The sequence below is a fragment of the Nocardioides sp. NPDC023903 genome (assembly GCF_040639295.1).
Lineage (GTDB): Bacteria > Actinomycetota > Actinomycetes > Propionibacteriales > Nocardioidaceae > Nocardioides.
The window spans coordinates 19465-44013 of the sequence record NZ_JBEZZS010000037.1; the positions used below are offsets into that span (position 1 = coordinate 19465).

Below are 24549 nucleotides of genomic sequence, written 5' to 3' on the forward strand. Positions count from 1 at the left end.
ACGATCCCCCGATGGCCCCTGAGCTCTGCTCGGGGGCCACTCGGATCTCGGGCTCGACCCGCTTCTTGAATGCGTCGGCTCGCAGCATGCCGAGCGGGCGAACGGCCGGCGCGCTAGGCACCGAGGTAGCTAGCTATCTTTGTGGCGAGATTGGTGCGGACCGTCGTGTCGAACCCGGCGCCCCGGCGATCGCCGTCGCCCGGCGCTGGGCAGCCAGCGCTTGGCGCCTGTCGGCACGCTCGGCTTCGGTTCGAGCGCTGGGTCCAAGCGGGAGGTCACTGGTGATCCCATAGCGGTCTCGGTAGGCCGCGACGGTCGCGACAAGGGTTAGCCAGTCGCGTCGTGCGGCCGGGGTGTTCGGCGGGTCTCCGAGGCGACGCAGCCAGACTGGGGCGGCGACCAGCGCCGCTTCAGCGAGCTCGGCGGCGCGGCCCTCGATGAGGTCTCTGCGCTGGCCGAGCGCCTCTCTCATCTCGGGCGCCATCGCGCCAACGGCCTCGGCGATCATGCCCGCGATGAAAGTGGCGCAGGTTGTGGCCGGAACCTGTCTCACAGCACCGATGTCCGTCGAAAGGCGAAGTCGGTGCTGCAGAACGGCCCCGATGTCGTCGGCGTCGCTCAGATCACGTCGGGAAACCAGGCGCCGGAATAGGCCGTCGATGTTATGGCCGCAGGCTTCGGCTCGGCGTAGGGCCGCGGTCAGAGGACCGAAGGAGTCACCGGTGATGACGAATTCCGTTTGAGCCTCAGTCAATCCGGAGGATCGTAGGAGGGCTTCCCAGCGTGGGCGCTGGGCTGCAGCGGCGATGGTGTCGTACTCGGCGGCGAGTTGGGCGATGGAGGTCCAGGTCTCCTGTTCGGATGCGATGGTCTGGTGGGCGGAGAGCTCGACACTGGTGCGCTGGAGGATGCCGAAGAGCACCGTCTGGGCATTGATGTCCTCACCAGCCGGGCTGGTGTGGGTCTCGTCGGGCTGATCGAGGGCGACGTACGCGTTATTAGACCTGCGGCCTCGCGTCATTGAGACGTACAGGCTCTCCTTGGTAGTACTCGCAGAGACAAGGGCGTGGGCGGTGTCGACGGTGACGCCCTGGGCGCGGTGAGCGGTGATGGCATAGCCGAGATCAACGTGCTCGGCGACGTACACAGAAGGGAGAGTGAGCGTCGCGGCGTGGCCGTTCTGGCGGGAGACGGTCAGGCTGCCGTCCTTGTTGACCTTGTCGATGCGCCAGCGGTCGCCGTTGCGTACCCAGACGCCGCCTGGTGTGCGGAGGCGGCGGTCGTTGCGGCGAGTGATGACCAGGTCGCCGGTCGAGGCCGGTTCGCCGCTGGCAAGGGCGACCTCGCGCGATGCGGTTGTCTGGCCGGTGATGACGCGTTGGGCTCGAGCGCGGACGTTGAGGGCGTGCATGGTCTCGGTCGAATCGGCGACCAAGATCGTGGCCAGGCCGTTGGTCTGGTCGCTGATCCAGGCGGCGTACGCGGCCTCGCGCATGTTGTCGGTGGTGCCGTCACGGAGGCGGTCGTGGTGGGCGTAGGCGGTGATGGCTTCGATGCGGCCGGCGCGGAGGTCGACGCTCGCAGCCCGTTCCCAGTCGTGGGTGAACCGGTGGATCTCGGTGAGCTCAGCGACATCGTTTCGAGTCGCCGCGAGCATGGCGAAGGCGCCGCCGGCGTCGACGGACTGAAGCTGAGCCCAGTCCCCGACGAGGAGCACTTTGGCGCCGGCGGCCGCAGCGATGCCGGTGACCTCGTCGAGGGTCGCGGTGTCAGCGAGAGTGGCCTCGTCGAGGATCACCAACTGCCCGCGACGGAAGACACGCAGCCCGATGGAGTGGTCATGGAGCCACTTCGCGGTGTTCTCGCATGCGATGCCGAGGTCACTGGCGAGCACCTCCGCCGCGGCAGCCGATGGGGCGAGCCCAACGACGCTGTGACGGCCATGCTCCCGGGTCCAGGCGAGGAGCAGTGCATGCATGGCGGTCGTCTTCCCCGCCCCCGCAGGGCCAACGAGCAGGTCGACCTGACGCCGGGAGGTCGCGATAGCGGTGATCGCCTCGGCCTGACTAGGAGTCAAGCGCCGGCCATCATGGCGACGCCTGACGACAGCTGCGACCGATACGGGACTCGCCACGGGAGCACTGAAATCATTGGCGTGGGCCAGGACGCGGTCCTCGGCAGCCATCACGCTGGTCGAGGAGTAGATCGTGCTGTGGCGGGGACGGAAGACCGAGGTGCCGTCCTCGCGCCGGAACTGGGCCGGACTAACGACGGGCTCCGGAGGAGTAAGCGCCACCGAGTTCATCTCCGCGGACTCGACCACTCGCGCGATCAGCGCCTCCCGCTCGCGTGCACTCGTGAACCGCAGGTGCATGGTCTGGCGTGATGCCTCGGCCCACAGGTTCCACCGGCGCCAGGTCGCCCTCTTCCGCGCCACCTCAGCCACGACAACCGCACCGATCTCGTCCACCAGCTCAGCGGGTATCCGGCGGTCGACCGAAACGAGCCCCGGTGTGCCAGATGAGATCACCGAACGTGCCCAACCTGTCGCGTCACGGCCCAGGAGGCGCCCCGCGCGGTGACGCCACTCTGCGGTCAGGTCTTCGAGCGACCGGACCTGTTTCTCCGGACGCGTCGCCAAGGTCGCCCTAGCTCGAAGCACGACGACCGCGGCGTTGTTGGGTCGTCGGCCATGCCTATGGACGTACTCGTCGATCATCCGCTGCTTCTCGACCTCGATCGCCCGGGTACGGCTGGAGAACTCCTTGACCAACGACTCCGGGACCCCAGTGATCTCCCATTGAGGGTTGCGGTCGGCGCCTCTCGCGCGCTGCTCCCAGCCCAGCCCGAAGGTGCCGGTCAGCCGGTCAGCGAGCACCGCGTTGTAGTACGCCGACACGGCAGTGACCGCGCCGTGCATCGGACGACTATCCAGGCTGCGCCAGCGACCATCGAGATCGGCCTGCACCTTGTTGGAGATCACCACATGGGTATGGAGCTGTGGGTCATGTGCACGGGAGTCCCAATGGTCATACGCCGCCGCGATGAGCCCATGAGTCGCGACCTGCGCCACCGCCCCATCGGCGTTGGCGACACCGGCGCGGGTCACGGCAACCTCACGCTCCATGAAGTCGACGACGTCCCCGACGGCTGCGTGGTGTGCCGCGACGATCAGCTCCTGAGTGTTCGCGTCGGCCACGCCCCACAACACCGAGACCGACTTCGGGACGCTGAACGTGAAGTCGTAGCCGGCCACCGCTCGCCGACCCGAGTGCGCGGCCTCCTCTGCTTCAATTCGTGAGATCTCCGCGTTGATCTCGCCGACCGAGAGATCGTGGTCCAAGCGGCGTACGCGTTCGTCAACTCTCTCTCGGGTCGGTTTGTACTCCGGGTAGGCCCGCCCCAACGGCTCGCCGGTCACCGGGTCACGACCAAGCCCAACCAACAACCCCAACTGCGCCTCGGTCACCTGCGCCCCAGCCACGGCCTGCGCTCCACCAACAGCGGGTAATCCCGATCCGAGCCACCGCCCAGGCGGCGTGCCCACCTCGGCGTAATAGCGCGTCAACGGCGTCGAGAGCGAACGGTTGCCATCGCCCGCGGCCACGCTCCGAAGGAGGTACTTGTAACCGTCACCGGCATGCATCACGCGCATCGACACCGTCATCCGCTGCACCTCCCTCACTGAGGTGAGCATCAAGGCCCAAGCCCGGGCCACTCCCCCTCGATCTGCCAAGCGTGTGAGGCGGGATTTGGGTTGAGCGAGCAAACCTAACGGCTAGAACGGCCGCCTCGGGCTATAGGAACTAATCGTCGGTCGTGTTCGACATGGAGTCAGCAGCGGAGTCGCTGGCTCTGTCCCTTCGATGGTGATACGGGAGTCTCTCCGTACTCAGCCACATGATTCGTTGAGGTGCACGGCGTCGGAGTGCTCACAAATCTCAAACTTTTACTTTGACGGTGCTTGACTCGGCAACAGTCACCGCGCAGGCCGTGCTGCCCCGGGTGTTCCGCTGAGCAAGGGCGAGATTGCTCCCTGACGCGTTGACCTCACACCAGTCCGCCCTTTGACCTGCGAAAACAGGATGCACCCGAGACAGGTGCATCAAGACCATCTTCAACGGGAAAGTCGTGGCGAGGACCGACCTCCTTGGAGGTCATTCGCCCCTTGACGGTGCAACCCCACCACGGCTCTCACCAGCCAAAACGCGCCCACTTTCCCGTTGCGTAAAGAGATTGACTGGCGGCCGGCTCATGTCCGAGAGCAACAGTCGGATCTGAAGCGACTTCGGAGTCAGTCGGCCGGCGCGGACCTTGTCCAGCGGCTCGGCGAGCACGCCGTGCAGAGTCTCGGCGGTGTAGCCCACGAAGTCGACCGTGACGTGCTCGGCCTCGAAAGCCGCCTCGATGTGCGGCCGCAGGCCAACGGGCCGCTCGGTACGTACGCGAGCAAACACGCCGCTGCCCTGGCGCGAGACCGTGAGGCCTTCCTCCTTCAAGACCCGCAACGCCTGCTGGATGGTCATCCGAGCAACGCCGTAGGTCTGGCTCAGCTCGTGCTGGCTCGGCAGCTTCTCGCCCGGCCCGATCTTGCGGGTCAAGATCGCGGCGCGCAGCGCCGAGGCGATCTGCTGATACGGCGGTCGAGGGTCGTCCGGGTCAAGGCTCACCACACCAGCGTAACAACTTGCCTAGGTTGAATAGACCAATCGTTATTGACTTGGCTAGCCAGGCTAGGCAAGATGGTGGAAGGACAACCGGATAGCCCGAGTTCGAGGTGTAGACCCCATGAGAGTTCTGAGCACCAACCAGCGCACTTCTGATGTCACGGCGGCCAGCTGATGTGGGCCGCAGACACCACCGCGGGAGTCCGCGCACGTCGCCAGGAGCAGACGGAGTCGGCGAGGCGAGCGCGGGCTGCGCTTGCCCTCACTCTGGCGAACCAGCTCGATCGCGGCGCCGCTCCGGAGGAACTGGTCCTCGATGAGTATCGGACCGTGACCCGTGAGCACCGCAAGCTAGCCAGCAAGAGCCACGACTACAGCGAGGCCGCAGATGGTCACCGGGTCGAGCGCGACAGTGTCGGCGACCTGGCGCTGCAGGGAGGTGCGCGATGACCTCGCAGCGCCGCCGACCGGGCCGGCCTCGGCACATCGCGTACGGCGGCGACGCTTCACCGCGCGACCAGATCCTCGACGCTGCGGCCCGACTGTTCGTCGAGCGCAGCTTCGCTGCGACCTCGACGCGTGAGATCGCCGACGCCGTGGGGATCCGGCAGGCCTCGCTCTACTACCACTTCGCCAACAAGGACGAGATCCTCGCCGAGCTACTCAAGCGATCGGTGCGACCGACAGTCGACAAGATCGCCAAGATCGAGCAGCTGGTCCCGCCGGAGACCCACGAGACCGCGCTCTACCTTCTCGCCCTGGTCGACGTACGCACCCTGGCCACCGCGCGCCACAACATCGGCGTGCTGTCCCGGCTCCCCGACGTCACCAACAGCGCGGCATTCGCGGAGTTCCGTGACGACCGCGCCGAGCTCGTCGAGGCCTACGGTCGCCTCGGGGGCTCGATCGCGCCGGCGACCATCGTCGACCTCGTTGGCCAGAAGCGTCTCGGCGAGATGCTCGTCCAGGTCGTCGACACCGTCATCAACATCCGCAGCGGCGGCGACCCCGCCGGACCCCGCACAGCAGAGGCCGTGGCTACAACCTGCCTGCGCATCTGCGGCAGCGACGACCACAAGATCCTGGCAGCCTCCGCGGCCGCGGCGCAGCTGCTCGAGGCCTTCCATGACGAGCCCATCTGATAGCCCGGTTGAGACCGAACAGACTTACGATCTGTTTGTGGCCTCCGAACCTGACCTGGTGACGCTCTACGCCTCCGCACGTCCTCGCCCCGTCGGCGGCGTCGACGAGGGCCGGCGCGAAGAGATCACCGTTACTCGCGCGACCTACGGGGACGCGCGCGAGGCCGTCGATGCCCGGGTCCCCGAGGGCTGGCAACTGCTCGGCGTGAGCAGCTGGCCCTGCTAGAAAGTCAGCACGGCCCAGACGCGTATTTGAATCTCAAACTTCGTCGAAGTCTCGCCGGCGCTACTCGCTCGGAACATCCGAGCCAGGCGCTGCAGGGCTGGAGTCTCCACCACCCGGATCCTCCGGGGCGACCGCGGGCTTGAGCGAGTCGGGGAGGTCCAGCGGCAGCGACGGATTCCACAGGTAGTGCAGGTACGCCCACCAGATGAGCATCACGAAGCCGATAGTGGCCCCGATGACGACCACCAGGAACACAAGGAAGTAGTCGCTCCACTGATCGATGCGGCGCACGCTCTCCTCGATCGCAGCGGGGCTGGTCGGGTCGACTTCCGGTGCCTTCGCCTGGAACACGAGAGTTCCTCCACCCAGGATCCCTATCGACGCTACGACAGTGCCGATCGTTGCCACAGCGGGGCGGATCTGGCCTCGGGCCCGGTGAACGTAGTGGGTGTACGCATAGCGCCAGACGTGCGCGTCGATGATCCCCTCGAGGAATGGCCGGGCCTCGTCGTCTTCGGGGAGCTTCTCTAGGAGGGCGTAGTCCTCCAGGATGCGCCGCCGCAACGCAGCGGGGCCGGTGTACTGATCGAGGTACCGCACCAAGAGGCCAACCAGGATCGGCCCGGCGACGGCGCTGATGACCGCGATCACTAACGCGCTACTCACGACGAGCCTCCACTGTCCACCAGGTCACGTTTTCGAGCTCATCATCCTGTAGTCGTCGAGGTCACCGGCGGCGCCACCGGTCGTAGGTCACGAGGATGGCTGCCAGCACGGCGCCCGTGACCACGAGGAGACCGGGCGTACCCGCAAGGTTGTTGTTATAGGCCGTCCAGGCGAGCGATCCGAACACGACCAGAACCCCGAGCGTGTACAGGACCAGCAGGAGGTCACGGTCGTGTTGGCGCGGCGAGGGCGGGTCCTTCTGGAGCACGGGCTCAGCATCGGCGCGGGCCTCGGTCTCCGCGGCTTCGTCGATCGGCTCGAGGATGTCGTGAGACGCGACGTCCTCGCCTTCGTTCATCGGCTCGACAAAGACGAGCTCGGAGGTCGTGCCCGGACCCTGCGGCAGATCCTGTTGGGCGTCAGGGTCGCTTGCGTCGTGGACCACGATCTTGTCGATGCGGAGACTGGACTTCCGCTTCGGCCGGAAGAAGGTGGCCGCCACAAGCCACGGTCCTCGCTTCTGTCGCTTCGAGGGATCGGCTGGAGAGGGTCTCGCCATGACATTCCTTGTCAACGGGAGGCGGGGACGAAAGTCCCGCTCTCAGTGAGGCCGTGCGACTCTGGCGGTATGGACCCGACAGAGGTGTTGCGAATGTCCTCACGATCATAGCCTCGAACAGGGCCCACCGCCAGTGGGCCAATCGTGCACATGAAATGTGCATCTATGTTAGTGTGGCTAGGCCTCTTGGACACCACGCACGCCACCAAGAACGCCCCACTAACGCGGGCGAGGCGTGCGCCCGAGTGCCCAGGTATCGAAATGATTCAACCGCGCGGTTGGGGCCGCGCCGAAGAAGGGAATGGCACACCATGGACGCCGAGACGGACGGCACCGACACCAAGCAGGATGCACCCCCGCGCAACACCCGCCCCCGCATCAACATCAACGCCGAGACGGACGGCACCGACACCAAGCAGGATGCACCCCCGCGCAACACCCGCCTCCACATCAACATCAACGCCGAGACGGCGAAGACCCTGCGTGACACCGCCGAGGAGGAGGGCACCACCGTGACTGAGGTCGTGCGGCGAGCCACGTCGGTCTACGCGTTCTTCAACGAGATCCGGAAGGAGGGAGACACTCTCCAGCTCGTTGGACACGACGGTCAGATCACACAGGTACGGATGATCCTGTGACCTGCAAAGTCGCGCCAGCACTAAGCGGATAAGGGGATTATCCGCTCAGGTCGGAAGCGACGGGTCACATCATCAGGTCAGGGAGGGCCTGCGGCGCAGCTCAGTCTGGGCGCCGCAGGCCCTCCCTTCTCTCCCCTCATGGTCCTAGTCGGCCAGGAATGCTCCGAGCGTGTAGGCGGGGTGTCTGTCCAGATTGTGTCGGCCACGGTCGTAGCGCCGGGTAGTGCGCGGGTCGGCACGGCCGGCTTCCCACCGGTGGGCGAGCGGGACCGTGGATAGCGAGCCGACAGCGCCTGCTGGGGTCGCCCAGACATGCGCCGCGCGGATTCCGCTAGGTCCGTTCTTCTCCCAGATGCGCGCATACCACAAGACGGCTTGAGCGGCCCCGGAGTAGGTGAGCCAGATGCATGCTGCCCCGATCTCCACGGTCACGCCGATCGAGTCGACAAGTCTCGCGGCCCCTTCTTTGACTGTGGGGCTGGCGGTGAGCTTCCCGCGAAGTTGTCGGGCGGCAAGGACGAGAGCGAAAAGGGTACCGGCGAAACTTGCGAGGCCGGAGAAAAACGCCGTCCAGTCGGCGGAGTGGGGCATGGACAGGGATCGTGGACCAGGTCAGTACCAGCAGACTCTGCCGCCCATGCTGGCGTCGCCCATACTGGGGAGGCCCGTGAGGAACGACGGCGCCACAACCTACGCCAAGGCGGTGGACGGAGCCGCGGATGGTTCGCATCGGGTGGCTCGTGCATGCGAACGTGGACCGTCGGCCTCAGTCGGCGAGGAAGGCCACCAGGGTGTACGCCGGGTGTCCGTCGAGATTGTGTCGGCCGCGGTCGTAGCGCCGGGTGGTGCGTGGGTCGGCGTGGCCTGCCGCGTCCTGGACGTCCTCGAGCGGGACACCGGCCTCGCGGGAGAGGGTCACGAAGGTGTGCCGGAGGCTGTGCGGGGAGATCCGGTCGGCGTGCTCGACCCCGGCCGCTTTCGCGATGCGCCGGATCAGGCGGAAGGCTCCCGGTTGGTCGAGCCGGTTGCCGGACTTGGTGATGAACACAGGTCCGGTCTCCCGATCGCCGACGTACGTTTCGATAACAGCGGCGGTCGCCGGCGCGAGGACGACGTCGCGCCGGGCCCCGCCCTTGCGGGTGATCGTGAGTGTCCGGTGGCCGCGGACCGACCCGAGATCCTCGATGTCCGCCTTCAGCGCTTCGGAGATCCGCAGGCCGTCGTGCAGCAGAAGAGCTACGAGTGCTCGAGCACGTGAGGAGTGCTCGGCGGCCTCGGCCAGGAGTGCCTTGGCCTCGACGCGGTCCAGGCCCAGCGTCGGGGAGTCGGCCGGCGCACTGGGTCGCTTCACGTGCTCGAGCGGGGAGCTGGCGAGCACGTTCTCGGAGACGGCGTACTTGTAGTAGCCGGCAAGGGTGGAGAGGCGCCGTGCGATCGTAGACGGGGCCGCGGTGGTCTCCAGGTGCCGGCTGTAGCCGGCGACGGCTGCCCGGTTCGCGTCGAGCGGGTCGATCTCGAGCCCGGCGCACCAACTGAACCAGTTGGCCAGGTCCCGGCCGTACGCGCGGCGGGTGTGCCCCGAGTAGTCCAGCAAGAACCGATGGCCGAGGGCCTCGGCGCGCTGCTCGCGCGACAGCTGCCACAGCGGCTCGAGGAACGTCGAGCGCAGCTCCTCGCGCGGGTCGACGACCGCGTTCGAGTCGCTGACCGCCGAGACGGCCGCCTCACGGTCGCTGTCGACGATGTCGGCGTCGTCGCGGCTGGGCTGGTCGACGTCGTCGCTCATGCTGGCTCCTGCGGTTCCGAGGCGAGGATCTCCAAGAGCATGTCGACGTGGCAGGGCAGCTCGGTCGCGCAGTAGCAGGCGAGGTCGTAGCCGGCGAGCTCCTCACGGGCCTGGGTGACGAGCTCGGGGTGCTCGGCCAGGTACTCGCGGTAGGGCGCGACCGCGGCCGCGTTCGCCTCCGGTGACCGCTGGCCACTAGGCGGCCGGTACGGGTTGGCGAACTTCCTGGTGCCGGCGACGCTCTTGGCGCCGGGCGGGAGGTGCCCACCCCGCCGTCGGGACTGCTGCAGTCGCTTGCCGGCCACCTTGAACACCCCCTCCTCGCGACTCGATTCCTACCCAAATGATGACATGATAATGACTCTTATCATGTCATTGTGGATGACTCCGTCGTAACTGTCGGTGCCGCGGAGTACGTTGCCGTTCACGTAGCCGAATGGCGGCTACGCCGCGCACACGTACAGGGGGAACATCCACGTGCGTCTCACCAAGGCAAGAATCCAGAATTACCGGAGCGTCGAAGACTCCGGCCTCATCGACTTCGAGGACGACGTCACCTGCCTCGTCGGCAAGAACGAGGCTGGCAAGACCGCCGTCCTGCAGGCCCTGCATCTGCTCAACCCGCTCAACCCGATCAAGGAAAAGACCACCTACGACGAGGTGAAGGACTACCCGAGCCGTCACTACTCCGCGTACAAGAAGGCGAAGGCCAAGACGGGAGAGCAGGCGCCGGTACTGACCGCCGTCTTCCAGCTCGACGACGACGAGGTCGCGGCGATCGAGGAGGAGCTCGGCGTGGGCTACCTGACCAGCCGCAAGCTCACCGTCCAGAAGGGGTACGCCCCCGGCATGACCTTCAGTGTCGATTCCGACGAGGCGGTCGCCGTCGCGTTCAAGATCAAGGGGCTCGAGCTCCCCTCCAGCGACGAGGCCTTGGTCGCCCAGGCCACTACCTTCACGGACCTCCAGGCGAAGCTCGAGGCCCTGGAGGAGCCGCACTCGACAGTCACGGCGCTGCTCGATGAGATCAAGAGCTGGCGCTCAGGCCGGGTCTCGCTCCACGTGATCGACGAGTACCTCTCGCCGCACCTGCCGCGGTTCTTCTACTTCGACGACTACAACGTTATGGACGGCAAGATCTCACTCCAGCACCTGCGAGACAAGCAGAACACCGGCAACCTGAGCCCTGCCGACGAGACCTTCCTCGCGCTGTTGTCCACGGTCGACGCCGACCTGGAGGATCTGGAGAACACCGACTACGAGGCGCTGACGCGCGAACTCGAAGGCGCGGCCAACGGTATCACCGACGACGTCATGCAGTTCTGGTCACAGAACAAGAACCTCGACGTCGTCATCCGCGTCGCACCAGCCGACCCCAACGACGAGCCGCCGCTCAACGCCGGCTCCATCGTTCACGTCCGCATCTGGAACGCCCGCCACAAAGTGACCGTGCCCTTCAACGAGCGCTCCCGCGGGTTCGTCTGGTTCTTCTCGTTCTTCGCCTTCTTCTCCGACATCGAGGTCGACGACAACCGGGCCACGATCATCCTGCTCGACGAGCCCGGCCTGAACCTCCACGCCACCGCCCAAGGCGACTTCCTCCGGTTCATCGAGAACCGCCTCGCCGGCGAGCAGGGCCACCAGGTCGTCTACACGACGCACTCGCCCTTCCTGATCGACCCCCGCCACGTCGAGCGCGTACGTACGGTGCAAGACGTCGACGAAGTCGGCACCCAGGTCTCATCCGACGTCTTCAAGACCGACGCCGAGACGCTCTTCCCTCTCCAGGGCGCCCTCGGCTACGACCTCGCTCAGACCCTCTTCGTCGGTCCGGACTGCCTCCTGGTCGAGGGGCCCAGCGACATGCTCTACCTCCAACTGCTCTCGCAGGCGTGCGAGTCGGCCGGTAAGAGCACGCTCGACGACCGGTGGACCATCACCCCGGTCGGCGGCGCGGACAAGCTCTCGACCTTCGTCAGCCTGCTCGGCAGCAACCAGCTCAACACCGCGGTGCTGATGGACTCCAACAGCAGGGACAAGCCGCGGGTTCAGGGGCTCCAGCAGAACGGCTACCTCGGCAACAAGTCGCTGATCCTGATCAGCGAGATCACCGGCCAGGTCGACTCCGATGTCGAGGACATCTTCGACGCTGGCTTCTATCTTGGCTTGGTCAACGGGGCCTACGGCGTCGACATCAAGGTGAAGGACCTGACGTCGAAGGGCGGCCGGGTGACGGCTCGGGTTGAGCAGCACTTCCGAGAGAAGGGCATCGCCGGCGGCAGGCTCAATCACTACAAGCCGTCGGCGTACTTCCTCCGGGAGCAGGCCTCATTGCTGCCGACCCTCAGCGCCGCCACTCTCGATCGCGCGAGCCAGATGTTCGACCGCATCAACACCCAGCTGACCTGACTCGCCACGACCCGCGCTCTGGCGCGGGCATCGTGCTCGTGGCACAGGGCCGGTCCTGTGGCTAGGGCGCTAGTCCGGCGCCGCTTCGAGGATCGGTGACCGGGTGGCGTCGACGCATGAGGCGGGCAACCGGAAGAAGTCCGACATGGAGGAAATCATGATCACCGTCGACCGGGTGGCGCCCGGTGACCCTACAGCTCAGGAACTCCTTCAGGAGTGGAAACCGTGGCTGGATGCCTCGAAGACTGACCGGTACGTGTATCTCATCGCCCGTATCGGAACCGACCCGGTCGGGGTGCTGGAGGGCCATCACGACTACGGCAACTGGGACGACCTCGAGGACTACCGCCACCTTGGCGAGGAGTCCCTTGGGTCGTACATCACTTCGTTGTATGTGAGGCCAGCTCACCGACGGCGCGGCGCCGCTGATGCGCTTCTCGACTGGTTCATCGACGATGCCCGGAGACAGGGGTCTGTCGCGGTCGTCGCGTTCCCTGAGGAGGAGGAGGAAGAGGACCGCGTCCACGACCGCGAGGCGAGGGTGGCGCTGAATCGAAAGCATGGGCTCGAGTTCGGACGCCCCCACGAGGACTTCAGAAAGCCGTGGCTGATGGTCCTGCCGTTGCGCTGACCGAATCCATTCGGTTTCCGGTCTTCAGCCACCGAAGTTCGTCTCTCCCGAGGAGCTCCCCAAATCGATGGGTCCTTCCATCCAACCTTCGCAGAAGATGGAAGGGGGCTACGGTCATCAACCGCCATGTTCTACTGCATGTGCAATGGAACGATTGATCGACTTCTGGCGTGAGCGCCACATGCTGTGCCCAACCTGCCGTCACCGGTGGATCGTCGACTTGGATTGGATCGACCGATGGGAGCAGGCCCAGGAAGCCTGCCCTGGTTGCGGTGTGACGTGCGAGCACGAGGATGCTCCGAGAGTGACCGTTGATCCCGGCGACCCGGCACTTCAAGATCGCCGCGTCACGCAATTGGGCTGGTACCACACCAGCACCCACCAGGACTGGCCCAGGCGAAACTACGACCCCGCAGCCAAGCTGGACGCCGACACTCGAGCGCGGATGGGTGGTGACCACCGCGTCGCCTCGTGGGCTGCGCGGCAGCGCGCAAAGGCCCTCCACGTCGGCACGTACGAGTCCGCGATCCACAACATGCTGCGGCGGATCTGTGACCAGTCCGATCACGGCAGCCAGTTCCACCTCTATCGCGTGCACCTCGTGCCGACCGTCACGGTAAGGCCGGGTTGGGTCCCCGACCCGAGTAACTGGGTCGGAGATGTGGACCTAGACACTGTCTGCCCGTCGGGAGTCGATGTGGCCCGTTATCTCAACTACCACGAGGACCCTGGAGGACTCTCCCTCGCACTGGGTCGCGGCGCGATCGCCAGCGTTCAACAAGTCGCCATTCCGATGGCCGAGGTCCAGGACGCCAACTGGATCCAGGATGCGGTCGACACTCTCAACCACGCTGCGAAGGGAAAGGTGCCCGTCGCTCGGCCGACTCGGGGTCTCGACCGGCTTCGCCCACCGCCGTCGCCGCAGGTAATAGCCGCGCGTGACCTCGCCAAGGCTCTCGCCGATCGACTGCCGATCAATCTCCGGGGGCAGTTCACCTCTGCTACAGCGTTCGTCGATGGTGACGATCCAGTGCATTGGGCCCGTCAAGCGAGCCGCCTGAGCAAGTTGATCGAGGCCCCCGCACGGGTACTCGCCGGCCTGGACAGCCAGGAGTACCGCCAAGTCTGTGCTCGAGGTTGAGGCGCCGCGACCCGCGCGCCTTCCGCTCCACGATCACGGGTAACGACCGGCTACCGGGATTGGCAGGGGTGCCGTCAACTGCCCTCATGAGATGGGGCCATTCATAGATTCCTAGGACATTCCGACGGTTGCGGCTTTACTCTGAGAGGACTGATCGGTGTGCCCCACCTCACAGATCCTCTCGGAGTCGGACTTTGAAGCAGACCAGTTCAAGTACGGAAGAAGATGTGGTGCGCGTCTTCTCGGGCGCAGTCGCGAATGGCTGGGACACGAAGTCGACGCTCATTCACGCTGTCGACGGCAACGACAATCTCATGCCAGAGCTCGTAGCAAGGGCGGTGCAGTCGCAGCAGCCGCGCGTGCTGGATGTCGGCTGTGGCACGGGCAAGTTCGCGGAGTGGGTCGAGGTCGCATTGCCGCGGGCGGAGGTGACGGGTATCGACGTGAGCACCGCAATGATCGAGATCGCCCGCGCCAAGCCATGGAAAGGCACGCCGCGGTTCGAGGTGGCGTCCCTGCTCGACTACTCGCCGGGCGAGCCTTTCGACGTCGTGGCGCTTAGGCAGGTGCTGCACCACATCCCCGACCAGAAGAGAGCGATGGACGCGGTGGCGCGGCTGCTCAGCCCCGACGGCGTCGCTCTGCTGATGTTGCCGAGCGCTGAGCACGCCAGCCAGGTCATACCGTACCGGCCAGGCCACGATCCGCTCGGACGCATGGATGAGACCGCGGTCGCCTCGCTGGCGGACGCGGCGGGTCTGACGATCGCCGAAGCCCAGCACCGCACGCATGCGGCGCGATTCGCCAGCGCGTTCCACTACTTCCAGCACCTGATCTCGATCGGCAGCCTGCAGAAGATCTTCGACTACCGGCCAGACGCGGCGGTGGTCGAGCGGTTCGTCGAGCTCTTCGCACCGATCCTGTCGACGGGCAACGACATCTCCGTTGATTTCGGCTATTCGTACTACCTGCTCAGGAAGGCGGACTGGTGAGCGACCACGACGAGAGGCTGAGCGAGGCGTTCGACGGGTGGGCTCCGACATACGAACGCGAAGTCGAGCACAAGCTGCGGCTGCGCGGATACTCCTATGACGAGCTGGCCGGGATTGTGGCGGGCGAACTGCGCGCGTTCGGCGGCGGACACGTCGTTGCCGAGATCGGCCCCGGCCCCGGCACGCTCGGCATGAGACTGACCGGCCATCGCGACGCGGTCGCCGAGATTCACGGGGTGGACATCTCACCTGCGATGTTGGCGCTGGCCGCGGACACCGGTGCCTACCGAACCTTGACCTGCGCGGCTGCGGACAAGCACGACTACCCGCCAGCGGCCACAGCGGTCGTCTCGTCGTTCGCCCTGCACAGTGTCGAGGAGATCGACGAGGTGCTGGCGAAGTTGCGTTCGCTGCCGTCACTGCGCGTCGCGGTGCTCGTGGACCTATACCCGGCAAGCGACGCCGAGCTACGCGAGAGCAATTCCCACAGCGCGCAACACGAAAACGGAGCGCCAGAGCGGTACGAGACGATCGAAGCCTTCACCACACGCCTCTCCAGCTGGCAAGTCGTTAGCCAAAAACAGCTGGGCATCACCAAGGATTACAATCACTGGCTCACCACCATCGCACCGGGAGCGAAGTGAAAGAGGAACTCAACCGCGTCGCGGAATTCCACCGAAAGATGCGGTTCGCCGAAAACGGCGGTGAGGACATGCTCTTCCGCATGGCGCTCATCGCCGAAGAGGTGGGCGAGATCGCGGCTTGCCTGACCAAGAACAAGGGCGACATTGCCGAGGAACACGCCGATCTGCTGATTCTGGTGCTGGGGAACTGCGTGTCGCTCGGCATCGAGGACCGCATCACCGACGTGCTGCACGCGAAGCTCGAGCGGCTCATGCAACTGGAGCCGGTGAGCAGCGGCTCCCATGCGCGCGTCATCACGGGAGACAGCCGATGACGACAGTAATGGTCGCCGGAGCATGGGACGAGCAGTCAGCCGAGGTACTGGCCGCAGCCGAAGCGATCGGCAAGGCCGTTGCCGGACGGGCGCACTCGCTCATCACCGGCGGCGGCAGCGGGGTGGCCGCCCACGCTGCAGCGGGCGCGGCCGGCGCTGGCGGCACGACCGTCGCGGTGATCGGGCAGACCCGTACAGCCGACGGCGAGGCAGAGCTCAACAGCGCCTACTCCCTTCGGATGTACACGGACTCTGGATGGGACGGCCGTTCGATCGTCGCGGTGAAAAGCGCCGACGTGCTGGTCGTGGTGGGAGGGAAGATCGGGACGCTCATCGAGGTCGCCACCGCCTACCTGCACAAAGTGCCAGTCATCGTGCTGCGCGCTTCCAGCGATCTGGTGGTTCGGCTGGAGGCATTCGCGCTCGACGGATACCTCGACGACCGCGAGAACGTGCGGATCAACTTCGCCGACACGGTGGAGGAAGTGCTGGCGTTGCTAGACCAGAAGACGGCCCAGAATGTGGCGAAATGAACCGGGCACTCGCGGTCGCGACGCTGCTGGCACTGCGCAAACTGGCGCCGCACTGGTTGCGGCGCACCCCCACCGCCCCGCCAGTTGTGGCCTTGCAGGATGACCGATGCCTGGTGTTCGTACTCCGCGTCTTCGCTGAACAAGCCTCGGTCGAGGCCGCGTTACAACAATGGCGGACGATGCGAGCACATGTTGGCAACGCGAAGCTGCTCGTCGCGTGCTCCCAGGCCGAACGCTCTGGCGCCGTCCCGACGACTGCTGACCACGTCCGGGATCTGCTGCGCCGGCAGAAGTATGCGGACCTCGCCTGCGACGTGATCGTGTCCGAGGCGCCGGCGCCCGCCGGGATCGCCCGGCAAACCAACCACGCGATCGGCACCTTCGCGCAGGACGGCGCGGCCGCCCGCACGTGGGTGAAGACGATCGACGTCGACACGGTGCTGGGGCCTGACGTGCTCGCGGAGCTGGTCGCCGCGATCAACCGCGACGCGCCTGCGATCGAGATCCCGGCGACGTTCACCAAGAACTACACCGATCTCGGCGTCGCCCAGCGGTGGCACGCCGCATACCAGGACCAGTGGTCGATCGACTTCGAGCAGTTCCGCGGGCTGGTGAAGAACCGCTTCGGGTTCGTCTACTCCGCCGTATCCGGCGCGGGCGCGTGCCTGCGCCTGGACGTGCTCCAGGAGCTGGGTGGGTTCCCAGAGGACGTCGTGGCTGAGGACCTCGCGCTGAGCTGGGACCTCAACGACCGCCGGATTCCCATCACCACCTTGCGCTCCCGGCTGGTGTCGGACGTGCCACCGACACTGGCACAGGGACTGGCGCAGGAGGTGCGCTGGAGCGAGGGCGCGATCGACGCGACGCGGTACGCACTAGGTCGTGCACGGGAATCGAGAAGGGCCTTGCCGCTCGTGGCCACGATCTGGGCGAACGTCGTGTGGGCGTCCGTGAGTCCGCTGCTGGCGGCGTGCGCGGGGCGCGCAGTCGTGCGCAGGGATCGGGTCGCGGCGGCGGTGGTGACCACGAGCATGCTCGCCTACGTCTGCCGCTTCGTGGCGCTGGAGCGTGCCGCCGGCGAACCGGCCGCAGCCACTGTGCGGCGGTTGGGTTTCGCCCCGCTGCAGATGCTGCGAATCAGCGTGCCGTGGTGGGTAGCGTTGGTGAGCCGGGTGGCTCGCCGATCTGGGGAAGGTCAGGGAGTGGCACGCAAGTCGCATCATGGGTGATGTTCTTGAACGGGTGAAGTTTCACCGTGGAGTCGGCGTTCCGCTCTTATGGCAGAGCGCCGTCTTCAACGCGATGTTCTACGTGGACTCGTTCGTCCTCGGTTTCGTCGGACCGCGCGAGGTCGCCGCGGTGTCAGCGGGCGCACAAGTCGCGTGGCTCTACGAGGCATTCATCGCCTGCGCGGCCTACGTCGGCGGCACCCTCGTCGGCCGGCTGGCAGGCGCCGGGCGCGAGCCGGAGACTCGAGCGGTCGTCCACCACGGATATGTTGCGACCGCAGTGCTAGCCGCAGCGATCGGCATACCGTCGTTCGTCCTCGCAAACCAGATCGCCGGTCTAATGATCGCCGACGCGGCAACAGCGGACCTGATGGCGAGCTACCTGCGCTGGTCGATTGCCGCTTACACCCTAAGCACCTTCGGGATGGTCGTGGAGACCGCACTGCAGAACCTGAAGGAGCAGCGGTTCGTGCTGCACGTCTACGCGGCGGAATTCACGCTAAAGCTCGTCGTGACGCTCGTGCTGGTGTTCGGGTTCGGCCTGGGACTCGCCGGCGTGGTGGCAAGTCTGTTGGCAGCCAAGGCTCTTCGGCTCGTACTCCTACTGCACGGTGCCCGGACGCGACTCCCCCGCTTGCGCGCCAGTGGACGCCCTGCGGACTACGGGTGGTCTGTCTTCGCCACCCAGGCCGCTCCACTCGCGTTGTCGGTTCTCATCTGGAACGTGTCCACCCTTGTGATCTCGTCGGGTTTCGGTCAGCTGCCGATCGAGCAGTACGCCGCGTACAGCGTGCTCAACAACGCGATGTACCTCCTGCTGATCCCCACGGAGGCGTACACAAAGACCGTCGCGATTCTGGTCGCTCGGTTGCTGGGTTCGCCGCTCGGTCGTGACCAGCGGGCGCTGTCGGACCGGCTACGCGACGTGACCCTGGCCGGCGTGGTGTTGGCTTTGGCCACGGCTGTCGCCTCCGCGGTCTACGCGCTGCTGCTGCCGCTCGTTCAGCCAAGCCTGGGAGGCGCGGTGCAGGACACGTTGCTCGACCTAGCCGTTCCGTTCGCCTGCCTGGTATTCACCAAGAGCGTGACCGACTCGCTCACCGAAGGCGTGCTGCGGCCAACCTTCAAGAACAGGTTCCTGCTGTGGGTCGAGGTCGCCGCGTTGCCCGTAACCGTGGTCATCTTCCACATCGGAGACATCGACGTCGTAAGCGGCTTCTGGTACCTGGTGCTGCTCGAAGGCCTTCGCATGGCGCTCGTCTTCGGACGACAGCGGCACTGGCTACGCAACGAAGTTGTACAGGAGGCGACGTGACGCGACTACTCGTGCTGGCCGGCGCATGGGGCTGGGGCCCGATCACAACGGCCGAGATGGTGTGCCGGGCACTCCCTAAGACGGTGGAGGTAACCGCGCTGGCATCCGGCATCGCGGAGGAATACGCCCGGTCGAACCGTGACTGCTTCGGTCGCGTGGTGTCGTCGCTATCCGACGTCAGAGCGTTCGACGCCGTATTAAGTGTCGTGGAGCCGGTCGGACCCTTGGTCGGGCGCGCCGCGGGCGTGCCGGTCATCGCCGTCGACAATCTGTTCTGGCACTGGGATTGGCAGCGGATGCCTTTGTCCAAACTCGCTGCGCTGGCGGATTCGGTACGGTCACTTGAGGACGTCGAGCAGGCCGTCACCTCCGCCGCTGCGCTGGCACCATACGGCGAGTACGCGTTGATGTACGCCGCCGCCACGGAGGTTCACTGGCAACGTGTCGCCGCCCGACCCGCCGGCGCACCTCCGTGGCTGAAGGGCACCTGGGTAGCCCCGTATCTCGGGCGGTTGCCGGACCGTTCGCCCCCTCCGCACCGGCCAGTGGTGTCCTTGTCCGGTGGCCTGATCAACCCATACACGACTGCACATCAGCTCGACATCTATGTCGCCCTGCTGGCAGAGATCCTCGGCCCCGTGCTGCCCGGTGACTGCGTCATCGCTGCGCCGGCGCAGCTGCACGAGCGCCTGCGGGCAAGGTTCCACACCGCGGACATCGACACCTTTAGCAGGGAGGAGTTCCTCCGGGTGCTGGCCTCCGCGTCGATTCTGTATGCACCGGCGGGTCTGTCGACGACTTTCGAGGCATGCGCGCTCGGCGTGCCACTGGTCACGCTGCCTGACGTGCACGACGGGAACCACGACAACTACTTCGGGCTCGCAGGCATCGCACCGGTGGGCCGCGCCGAACTCCAGCACGCGTTCCCGGCCGCAACACTCGCGAACTTCGGAGCGCACCACGAGCCGATCACGACCGACGAGATCTTCGAGCACTATTCGGCAGCCGTACGGGATGAGGGTCAGGGCTTCGTGCCGTGGGCACGTTCAGTGCTGGCGCGGCCGGCCCTGGCGCGAGACCAGATGCGTGTTCTCGGAGGCGTAGCCGCACGCGGTCACGGCGAACGCGAGACGGCGGCGGCACTCTTGCGGCTCGCGGTCAGCCCAGCCCCGTCATCCGCAAAGTGATATTGACCCGGCCACCGTCCAGACCGATCTCCACGGGGCCCGTGCCGGGGTAAACCTTGGGCACGCCATGGTAGGCGAACCGGGACGCGCCGCCGAAGACGAACAGGTCCCCAGAGGCGAGCTCGATGTCCGTCCACGGCCGGTTGCGGTGTTCGGTGTTACCGAACCGGAACAGGCACGAGTCGCCGAGGCTGAACGACACCACGGGCTCATTGATCCGCTCGTCCTTGTCCTGGTGCATCCCGAGTTTGGCGCTGCTGTCGTAGAAGTTGATCAGCGCTGTGTCCGGTGCGTAGGCCTTGGCCACGGCCGGGTCCCGATAGGCGTCCGCCAGCGCCGTCTGGGACAACTCTCGCAGCCAGCCGGGCAGCTCAGCCACCCGGCCACCGCCCGCGTCCTCCGCCGTTCGACTGTAACGGTACGGTTGCCAGTGCCAGCCGAGGCACACGGTGCTTACCGACATCTGCCGCCCACCGGGCAGTTTGGCTGCCCGCGCGGGCACCGGGCCGCGCGCCCATTCCTGGCAGGCGGCGACCAGGCGCGCCTGCTGTTCAAGGTCAAGCCAGCGTGGCATGTGCACCGCGCCGGGTGCCACTTCCCAGGACTCGGCGAAGGGAAGATCTAGCACGTCCGCTGCCACCCCCGGAGGTCTCTCGCGAAGTGCCGAGGATATGCCGCACCGCGACCGCGAGGCAAGCACGTCCCCGCCGCGCGGCTGGCATGGCTGCTGCTACGACTCAGACACCCAGGCAGGGGTAGATGTCGATACCGGGCGATGACGGTTGTTTGAGGCACATCGCCGGGCGCCGTGTCGCCACAATGGCCCGATGAGCAACGAGCAGAGCCACCGGCCACACTGGACACTTGAAGGGTGCCTGCTCTTCACTTTGGTTCTCGGTCCAGCAATTGCTCTCGGTATCGCGTTCGACGCGAAGGTGGGCAGCATCTCGGATTGGGTCGCAGCCCTAGCCACAACGGGTGCGCTGGTCGCTGCCGTGATCGCAGGGCGGTATGCCGCTGGCGTGCTGCGGATCGAGCAAGAGCGTGAGGAACGGGTTGAGGAGGATCGGCGCGCGGAGCAGGCGAACCGGGTGGCGGCTTGGCCCGACCATGTCCTGTACGACCTCGGGGACCAGGACGAGATATCCGGCGAGATGATCCGTACGTCCGTCCGGGGCGCAATGGTGATGCTTCGAAACGTGTCCGATGTCCCGGTGACTCGTCTTTCCCTCATGCTCTTTGTGGAGCATCCGGATAGAGATGGCACAGGGCTGTGCATCGGCCACGCGGATCTCGACCTCTTGCCACCGACTGATGGGCCGATCCGAGTTGCAGTGGAGCGCGGCGAGGACACCGCGCCGGTCCTAGTGCCGCCGGAGGTGCTCCGACGCGAACTTCCGATGCACGTCACGATCATGTTCCGCGACTGGCAGGGGCGGGACTGGGTGCGTGACCACACGAGCGGGCTCGTGCTCGCGAACGGCAAGGCCTAGCCGAACTGGATGCCAAGAGAGGGGCCGGCGTCTGGCCGGCCCCTCCCCCGGGGTCTTGCTACCGTTCTCAGAACGGCGGCTCGGTGGGCCTGGGTCCGAGCTGGGTGACGTTGTCGGCGGGTGCCGGCGCGCCGGGGTTGGTGGTCTTGCCGCCGCGGTTTTTCTCGGCGCGGGCGGTGGCGAACTTGAGGCTGGTGGCGATCTCGCCGTACCTGTCGGAGACGACTACGACGTCCTTGTAGCGGTTCTCGCCGGTCTCCTTGTCGGTCCAGCTGTCGGTCTCGACCTGGCCGTGCACGAGCACGCGGTCGCCTCGCACGAGGCTCTCGACCAGGTTCTCGCCCTGGGCTCCCCAGACCTTGACGCTGTGGAATGTCGGGGTGGCGTCAACCCACTCGTCGTTCTGCTTGACGCGTCGGTTGACCGCGACGCGGAGGTTTGCGACCGGGGTGCCGCCGTTGGTGAAGCGCAGCTCCGGGTCCTCGGTGAGGTTGCCGGCGAAGGTGGTGATCGTGTTCATGGTTCTTCTCCTTGGATGAAGGTGCGTGGATGGAAACGGAGAGCTGACCAGGTGACCCTCGGGATGTGACCCCTCGTGCCCCTTGCTCCCAACAACCAGCCCAAGATCGCGCGAGCGGCAGCGGGTCAAGGGCCGGCGGAGCCGGGCACTGCTTCCCTTGACCAGCGGAGCGAGCGATCACGATTGGGCGTTGTGGGAGCAAGGAACGAGACGCTTTGAACGGTGAGACTGCCTCGGCCCGGAGGGCCGCGTCCTTGGCCGTCGGCCCCGTGGGTATCTGGATCCTTCGGTGCTGACCGGCGTACGCCGGTCGACCAGCTGGTGTTGGTGAGGCCGGCCCGGCGGGTCGTGCCGTTCGGGTGGGGTGTGGGGAGGGCGGAGCCCTCCCCACCGCCGGCCCCGGAGGGCCGGCGGTGCGACCTGGTCGCTACTCGATGCGGTCGTGGATGGCGACGGCGCCGTAGAAGTCGTGGCCGGTCAGCTGGCTGACCAGGTCGTTGAAGCGGCTGTCGCCGGTGGCGTAGTTGCCGCCGGCCATGTTTCCCGGGACCGGGGTCCAGTTCTGACCGTCGAAGTCGTAGACGGGCACGAGCGCGGCGATGGTGCCGGCGTACCTGTTGCAGATCTCGAGCGCGACGGGCCAGGAGGCGGTGGATGGGGTGAAGATCTGGCTGTCGTGCTCCAGGCCGGCGACGTAGTCGAGGGGCTGGGCGGGGTTGGTGATGTCGTGCCCGGTCCAGCCGACCAGGGTGATGCTGTCGTGACCGGGTGCGGAGATGCCGCCGTTGGTGCAGTCGATGCGGGCCATCGGGCCGCCGGCCGGGTGCAGCAGGTGCAGGCTGAGGCCGCGGATCTCGTCGAACGCTCCGGCGAGCGGGGTGCGGTTTCGGGTGGTGGCGATCATGCTCATCGGTGGGTCTCCTTGGTGGTTTTGGTGGTGTTCTCGTCGACGGGCTCGTCGATGTCGTCGGGGGTGGCTCGGAGGTAGACGGCGAAGTCGCCTTGGGCTTCGGCGAGGGTCTCGGCGTGGGTGGACCAGCCGGGCCCGGTGTCGCTGACGACCTCGAGCTGATAGCCGGGCGCGTCGGTGGTGGTGCTGTTGCCCGGCGTGATGCAGGCGTTGAAGTGGGTGCCGTCCTGGCGTGCCTCGGCCAGGTAGACCGGACCGGTTTCGAGGTACCGGTCGGCGCCTGCGACGTAGATCCACTGCGGCTCGGCCGTCTCGGTGGTGATGGTGCTCATCGGGTCCTCCTCCAGGGGATAGGCGGGGAGGGCCGGCCTGCGGCCCTCCCCTGTGGGTTGGGTCAGCTGGCGGCGGCGCAGAGGTCCCAGGCGCGTTCCTTGAGCCGGGTCGGCTCCTCGCTGGTGAGCAGGCGCGCGGCGCGGGCGCTGGCCTTCTCGTGCTTGGCCCGGACCGGGGCGTAGTGGTCGACGTACTCGGCGATCGCCTGGTAGCCGGCCCAGGCGGTGCCTCGGATGTTGGCCTGGGTGGCAGCGTCGCCCCACAGACGCTCCAGCTCGCGGGTCCGCTCGTACGCGGCGGTGCGGCTGCGGCGCGACCCGAGGGGGTCAGGGGTGCCGTAGAGCTGCTCGACGATGCCGGCGAAGGCCGCGTCGGTCATGGTCTGCTGGATCATCTTCTCGGCCTCGGCCTCGGCCTCGAAGGCCTCGATGTAGCGGAAGGAGAGACCGAGGGCGTCACGGATGCGCGCGACCTGGATGCTCGCGTTGGTGGTGTGCCGGATGGACACGCTCGCGGTGTGGTTGGCGATCGCGGCGGCCTGGGTGTTGGCGCACACGACCCGGACCGGAGTCACCAGCAGGCGGAAGGCCTGCGTGCCGTCGTGGCTGTTGAGGGCGACGATGTTGGTGCGGATCTCGTCGGTGTCCCCGACGCGCATGGTCTCGGGCAGTCGCAGCGAGACGAACACCTGGCGGCCACCGCGCAGCGAGCCTGCGGTGTCGAAGATCGCTCCGGAGTCCTCGACCAGCTGGTTGAGGGTGTCGGCGTGCTCCTCGTTCTGGATGACGGCGTACGAGGTGCCGACGACCCCGAGGGCCTCGGCCTCGCCGGTGAACGGGTTGGTGCGGACGGTGGCGAACCGGTCCGGGACGTCAACGACGTTCGCGCCGTTCTCGTCCAGGTCGACGCCCTGCAGCGGGGTCTTGCGGACGTTCCATCCACCGAGGTGACCGATGGTCATTGCCTCTTCGGCGGTGAAGACGTCCTCGAGGGTGGTGCCGAGGCGGTGCCAGGCGTCCTCGCGGGCGAAGACTGCGGCGGCCTGTCGGCCGTGGGTCTCGATCTCGTGAGCCATGAGAGCTCTCTCTTCCTGCGCCGGGACAGGGTGGGTGGCTTCTGGGTTGCCGACCCTTTTTCGCCCTCCCCGGGCAGTGGAGAGTCAGACGGCCGGTGGAGCCGTGGAGGTCAACCACCGGGACCGGTGGGCCCGGTAA

The 24549-nt window shown here is 66.6% G+C and carries 26 protein-coding genes; 15 read left to right on the top strand and 11 right to left on the bottom strand.

Translation table 11 applies throughout. From position 1 onward, the window contains the following. Positions 1–133: 133 nt before the first annotated feature. On the bottom strand, positions 134–3697 hold the full coding sequence (gene mobF / locus AB0F44_RS25685; protein ID WP_357359626.1) for a MobF family relaxase: 3564 nt from the start codon (positions 3695–3697) through the stop codon (positions 134–136). Positions 3698–4157: 460 nt separating this feature from the next. After that, positions 4158–4670: a GntR family transcriptional regulator gene (locus tag AB0F44_RS25690; RefSeq protein ID WP_357359564.1), complete on the bottom strand. Its 513-nt coding sequence runs from the start codon at positions 4668–4670 to the stop codon at positions 4158–4160. Between the two features lie 171 nt (positions 4671–4841). On the opposite strand from AB0F44_RS25690, the gene AB0F44_RS25695 reads away from it, so the two are divergent. From AB0F44_RS25695 to AB0F44_RS25705, 3 genes are read left to right on the top strand one after another with little or no spacing between them, the layout of a single operon-like run. Then, positions 4842–5117 carry a hypothetical protein gene (locus tag AB0F44_RS25695; protein ID WP_357359566.1) on the top strand — a complete coding sequence of 92 codons (276 nt, stop codon included), beginning with the start codon at positions 4842–4844 and terminating at the stop codon, positions 5115–5117. After that, positions 5114–5809 carry a helix-turn-helix domain-containing protein gene (locus AB0F44_RS25700; RefSeq protein ID WP_357359568.1) on the top strand — a complete coding sequence of 232 codons (696 nt, stop codon included), beginning with the start codon at positions 5114–5116 and terminating at the stop codon, positions 5807–5809. Before AB0F44_RS25695 ends, AB0F44_RS25700 begins: the two co-directional genes overlap by 4 nt. A gap of 37 nt (positions 5810–5846) precedes the next feature. Beyond that, positions 5847–6035, top strand: a complete 189-nt coding sequence (locus AB0F44_RS25705) for a hypothetical protein (RefSeq protein WP_357359570.1) — start codon at positions 5847–5849, stop codon at positions 6033–6035. Positions 6036–6095: 60 nt separating this feature from the next. Here the strand turns inward: AB0F44_RS25705 and AB0F44_RS25710 are convergent, their stop codons facing one another. Continuing rightward, positions 6096–6701, bottom strand: coding sequence for a hypothetical protein (locus AB0F44_RS25710; RefSeq protein ID WP_357359572.1), 606 nt, complete (start codon positions 6699–6701; stop codon positions 6096–6098). Between the two features lie 61 nt (positions 6702–6762). Next, positions 6763–7203, bottom strand: coding sequence for a hypothetical protein (locus AB0F44_RS25715; RefSeq protein WP_357359574.1), 441 nt, complete (start codon positions 7201–7203; stop codon positions 6763–6765). A gap of 368 nt (positions 7204–7571) precedes the next feature. On the opposite strand from AB0F44_RS25715, the gene AB0F44_RS25720 reads away from it, so the two are divergent. Continuing rightward, a complete protein-coding gene (locus AB0F44_RS25720) occupies positions 7572–7898 on the top strand; it encodes a hypothetical protein (protein ID WP_357359575.1) in 327 nt (108 codons plus the stop codon). 766 nt (positions 7899–8664) lie between these two features. On the opposite strand, the gene AB0F44_RS25725 is transcribed toward AB0F44_RS25720, so the two are convergent. Together AB0F44_RS25725 and AB0F44_RS25730 are read right to left on the bottom strand one after the other, a co-directional pair. Next, positions 8665–9684: a tyrosine-type recombinase/integrase gene (locus tag AB0F44_RS25725; protein WP_357359577.1), complete on the bottom strand. Its 1020-nt coding sequence runs from the start codon at positions 9682–9684 to the stop codon at positions 8665–8667. Then, positions 9681–9989: a DUF4326 domain-containing protein gene (locus AB0F44_RS25730; RefSeq protein WP_357359579.1), complete on the bottom strand. Its 309-nt coding sequence runs from the start codon at positions 9987–9989 to the stop codon at positions 9681–9683. The genes AB0F44_RS25725 and AB0F44_RS25730 overlap by 4 nt, the downstream gene beginning before the upstream one ends. Positions 9990–10161: 172 nt before the next feature. Between AB0F44_RS25730 and AB0F44_RS25735 the strand changes: the two genes are divergently transcribed. The 10 genes from AB0F44_RS25735 (at position 10162) to AB0F44_RS25780 (ending at position 20079) form a co-directional block, all read left to right on the top strand. Continuing rightward, the gene (locus AB0F44_RS25735; protein ID WP_357359581.1) at positions 10162–12093 is read left to right on the top strand and encodes an AAA family ATPase; all 1932 of its coding nucleotides are present in this window, start codon (positions 10162–10164) and stop codon (positions 12091–12093) included. A 145-nt stretch (positions 12094–12238) separates the two neighbouring features. Further along, positions 12239–12724, top strand: a complete 486-nt coding sequence (locus AB0F44_RS25740) for a GNAT family N-acetyltransferase (protein WP_357359583.1) — start codon at positions 12239–12241, stop codon at positions 12722–12724. Positions 12725–13028: 304 nt separating this feature from the next. After that, the gene (locus tag AB0F44_RS25745) at positions 13029–13865 is read left to right on the top strand and encodes a hypothetical protein (RefSeq protein WP_357359585.1); all 837 of its coding nucleotides are present in this window, start codon (positions 13029–13031) and stop codon (positions 13863–13865) included. Positions 13866–14092: 227 nt separating this feature from the next. Continuing rightward, on the top strand, positions 14093–14857 hold the full coding sequence (locus AB0F44_RS25750) for a class I SAM-dependent methyltransferase (RefSeq protein ID WP_357359628.1): 765 nt from the start codon (positions 14093–14095) through the stop codon (positions 14855–14857). Further along, positions 14854–15501 (top strand): class I SAM-dependent methyltransferase, encoded by a 648-nt coding sequence (locus tag AB0F44_RS25755; RefSeq protein ID WP_357359587.1) that lies wholly within the window; start codon positions 14854–14856, stop codon positions 15499–15501. The genes AB0F44_RS25750 and AB0F44_RS25755 overlap by 4 nt, the downstream gene beginning before the upstream one ends. Continuing rightward, a complete protein-coding gene (locus AB0F44_RS25760; RefSeq protein ID WP_357359589.1) occupies positions 15498–15815 on the top strand; it encodes a hypothetical protein in 318 nt (105 codons plus the stop codon). The genes AB0F44_RS25755 and AB0F44_RS25760 overlap by 4 nt, the downstream gene beginning before the upstream one ends. Further along, entirely contained in the window at positions 15812–16348 is a 537-nt protein-coding gene (locus AB0F44_RS25765) for a hypothetical protein (RefSeq protein WP_357359591.1), read from the top strand. Before AB0F44_RS25760 ends, AB0F44_RS25765 begins: the two co-directional genes overlap by 4 nt. Further along, positions 16345–17577, top strand: a complete 1233-nt coding sequence (locus tag AB0F44_RS25770; protein ID WP_357359593.1) for a glycosyltransferase family 2 protein — start codon at positions 16345–16347, stop codon at positions 17575–17577. The genes AB0F44_RS25765 and AB0F44_RS25770 overlap by 4 nt, the downstream gene beginning before the upstream one ends. Then, complete coding sequence (locus AB0F44_RS25775) at positions 17570–18892, top strand: MATE family efflux transporter (protein ID WP_357359595.1); 1323 nt, start codon at positions 17570–17572, stop codon at positions 18890–18892. The genes AB0F44_RS25770 and AB0F44_RS25775 overlap by 8 nt, the downstream gene beginning before the upstream one ends. Beyond that, positions 18889–20079, top strand: a complete 1191-nt coding sequence (locus AB0F44_RS25780) for a hypothetical protein (RefSeq protein WP_357359597.1) — start codon at positions 18889–18891, stop codon at positions 20077–20079. Before AB0F44_RS25775 ends, AB0F44_RS25780 begins: the two co-directional genes overlap by 4 nt. Here AB0F44_RS25780 and AB0F44_RS25785 read toward each other — a convergent pair. Then, positions 20051–20719, bottom strand: coding sequence for an alpha-ketoglutarate-dependent dioxygenase AlkB (locus AB0F44_RS25785; protein WP_357359599.1), 669 nt, complete (start codon positions 20717–20719; stop codon positions 20051–20053). The genes AB0F44_RS25780 and AB0F44_RS25785 overlap by 29 nt on opposite strands. A 187-nt stretch (positions 20720–20906) precedes the next feature. On the opposite strand from AB0F44_RS25785, the gene AB0F44_RS25790 reads away from it, so the two are divergent. Further along, positions 20907–21572 carry a hypothetical protein gene (locus tag AB0F44_RS25790; RefSeq protein ID WP_357359601.1) on the top strand — a complete coding sequence of 222 codons (666 nt, stop codon included), beginning with the start codon at positions 20907–20909 and terminating at the stop codon, positions 21570–21572. Positions 21573–21639: 67 nt separating this feature from the next. On the opposite strand, the gene AB0F44_RS25795 is transcribed toward AB0F44_RS25790, so the two are convergent. From AB0F44_RS25795 to AB0F44_RS25810, 4 genes are all read right to left on the bottom strand, one after another. Beyond that, complete coding sequence (locus AB0F44_RS25795) at positions 21640–22092, bottom strand: single-stranded DNA-binding protein (RefSeq protein ID WP_357359602.1); 453 nt, start codon at positions 22090–22092, stop codon at positions 21640–21642. A gap of 427 nt (positions 22093–22519) precedes the next feature. After that, positions 22520–23002: a hypothetical protein gene (locus tag AB0F44_RS25800; RefSeq protein ID WP_357359604.1), complete on the bottom strand. Its 483-nt coding sequence runs from the start codon at positions 23000–23002 to the stop codon at positions 22520–22522. Then, complete coding sequence (locus AB0F44_RS25805) at positions 22999–23334, bottom strand: hypothetical protein (RefSeq protein WP_357359606.1); 336 nt, start codon at positions 23332–23334, stop codon at positions 22999–23001. Before AB0F44_RS25805 ends, AB0F44_RS25800 begins: the two co-directional genes overlap by 4 nt. Positions 23335–23396: 62 nt before the next feature. Next, on the bottom strand, positions 23397–24410 hold the full coding sequence (locus AB0F44_RS25810) for a DUF932 domain-containing protein (protein ID WP_357359608.1): 1014 nt from the start codon (positions 24408–24410) through the stop codon (positions 23397–23399). Positions 24411–24549 lie beyond the last annotated feature (139 nt).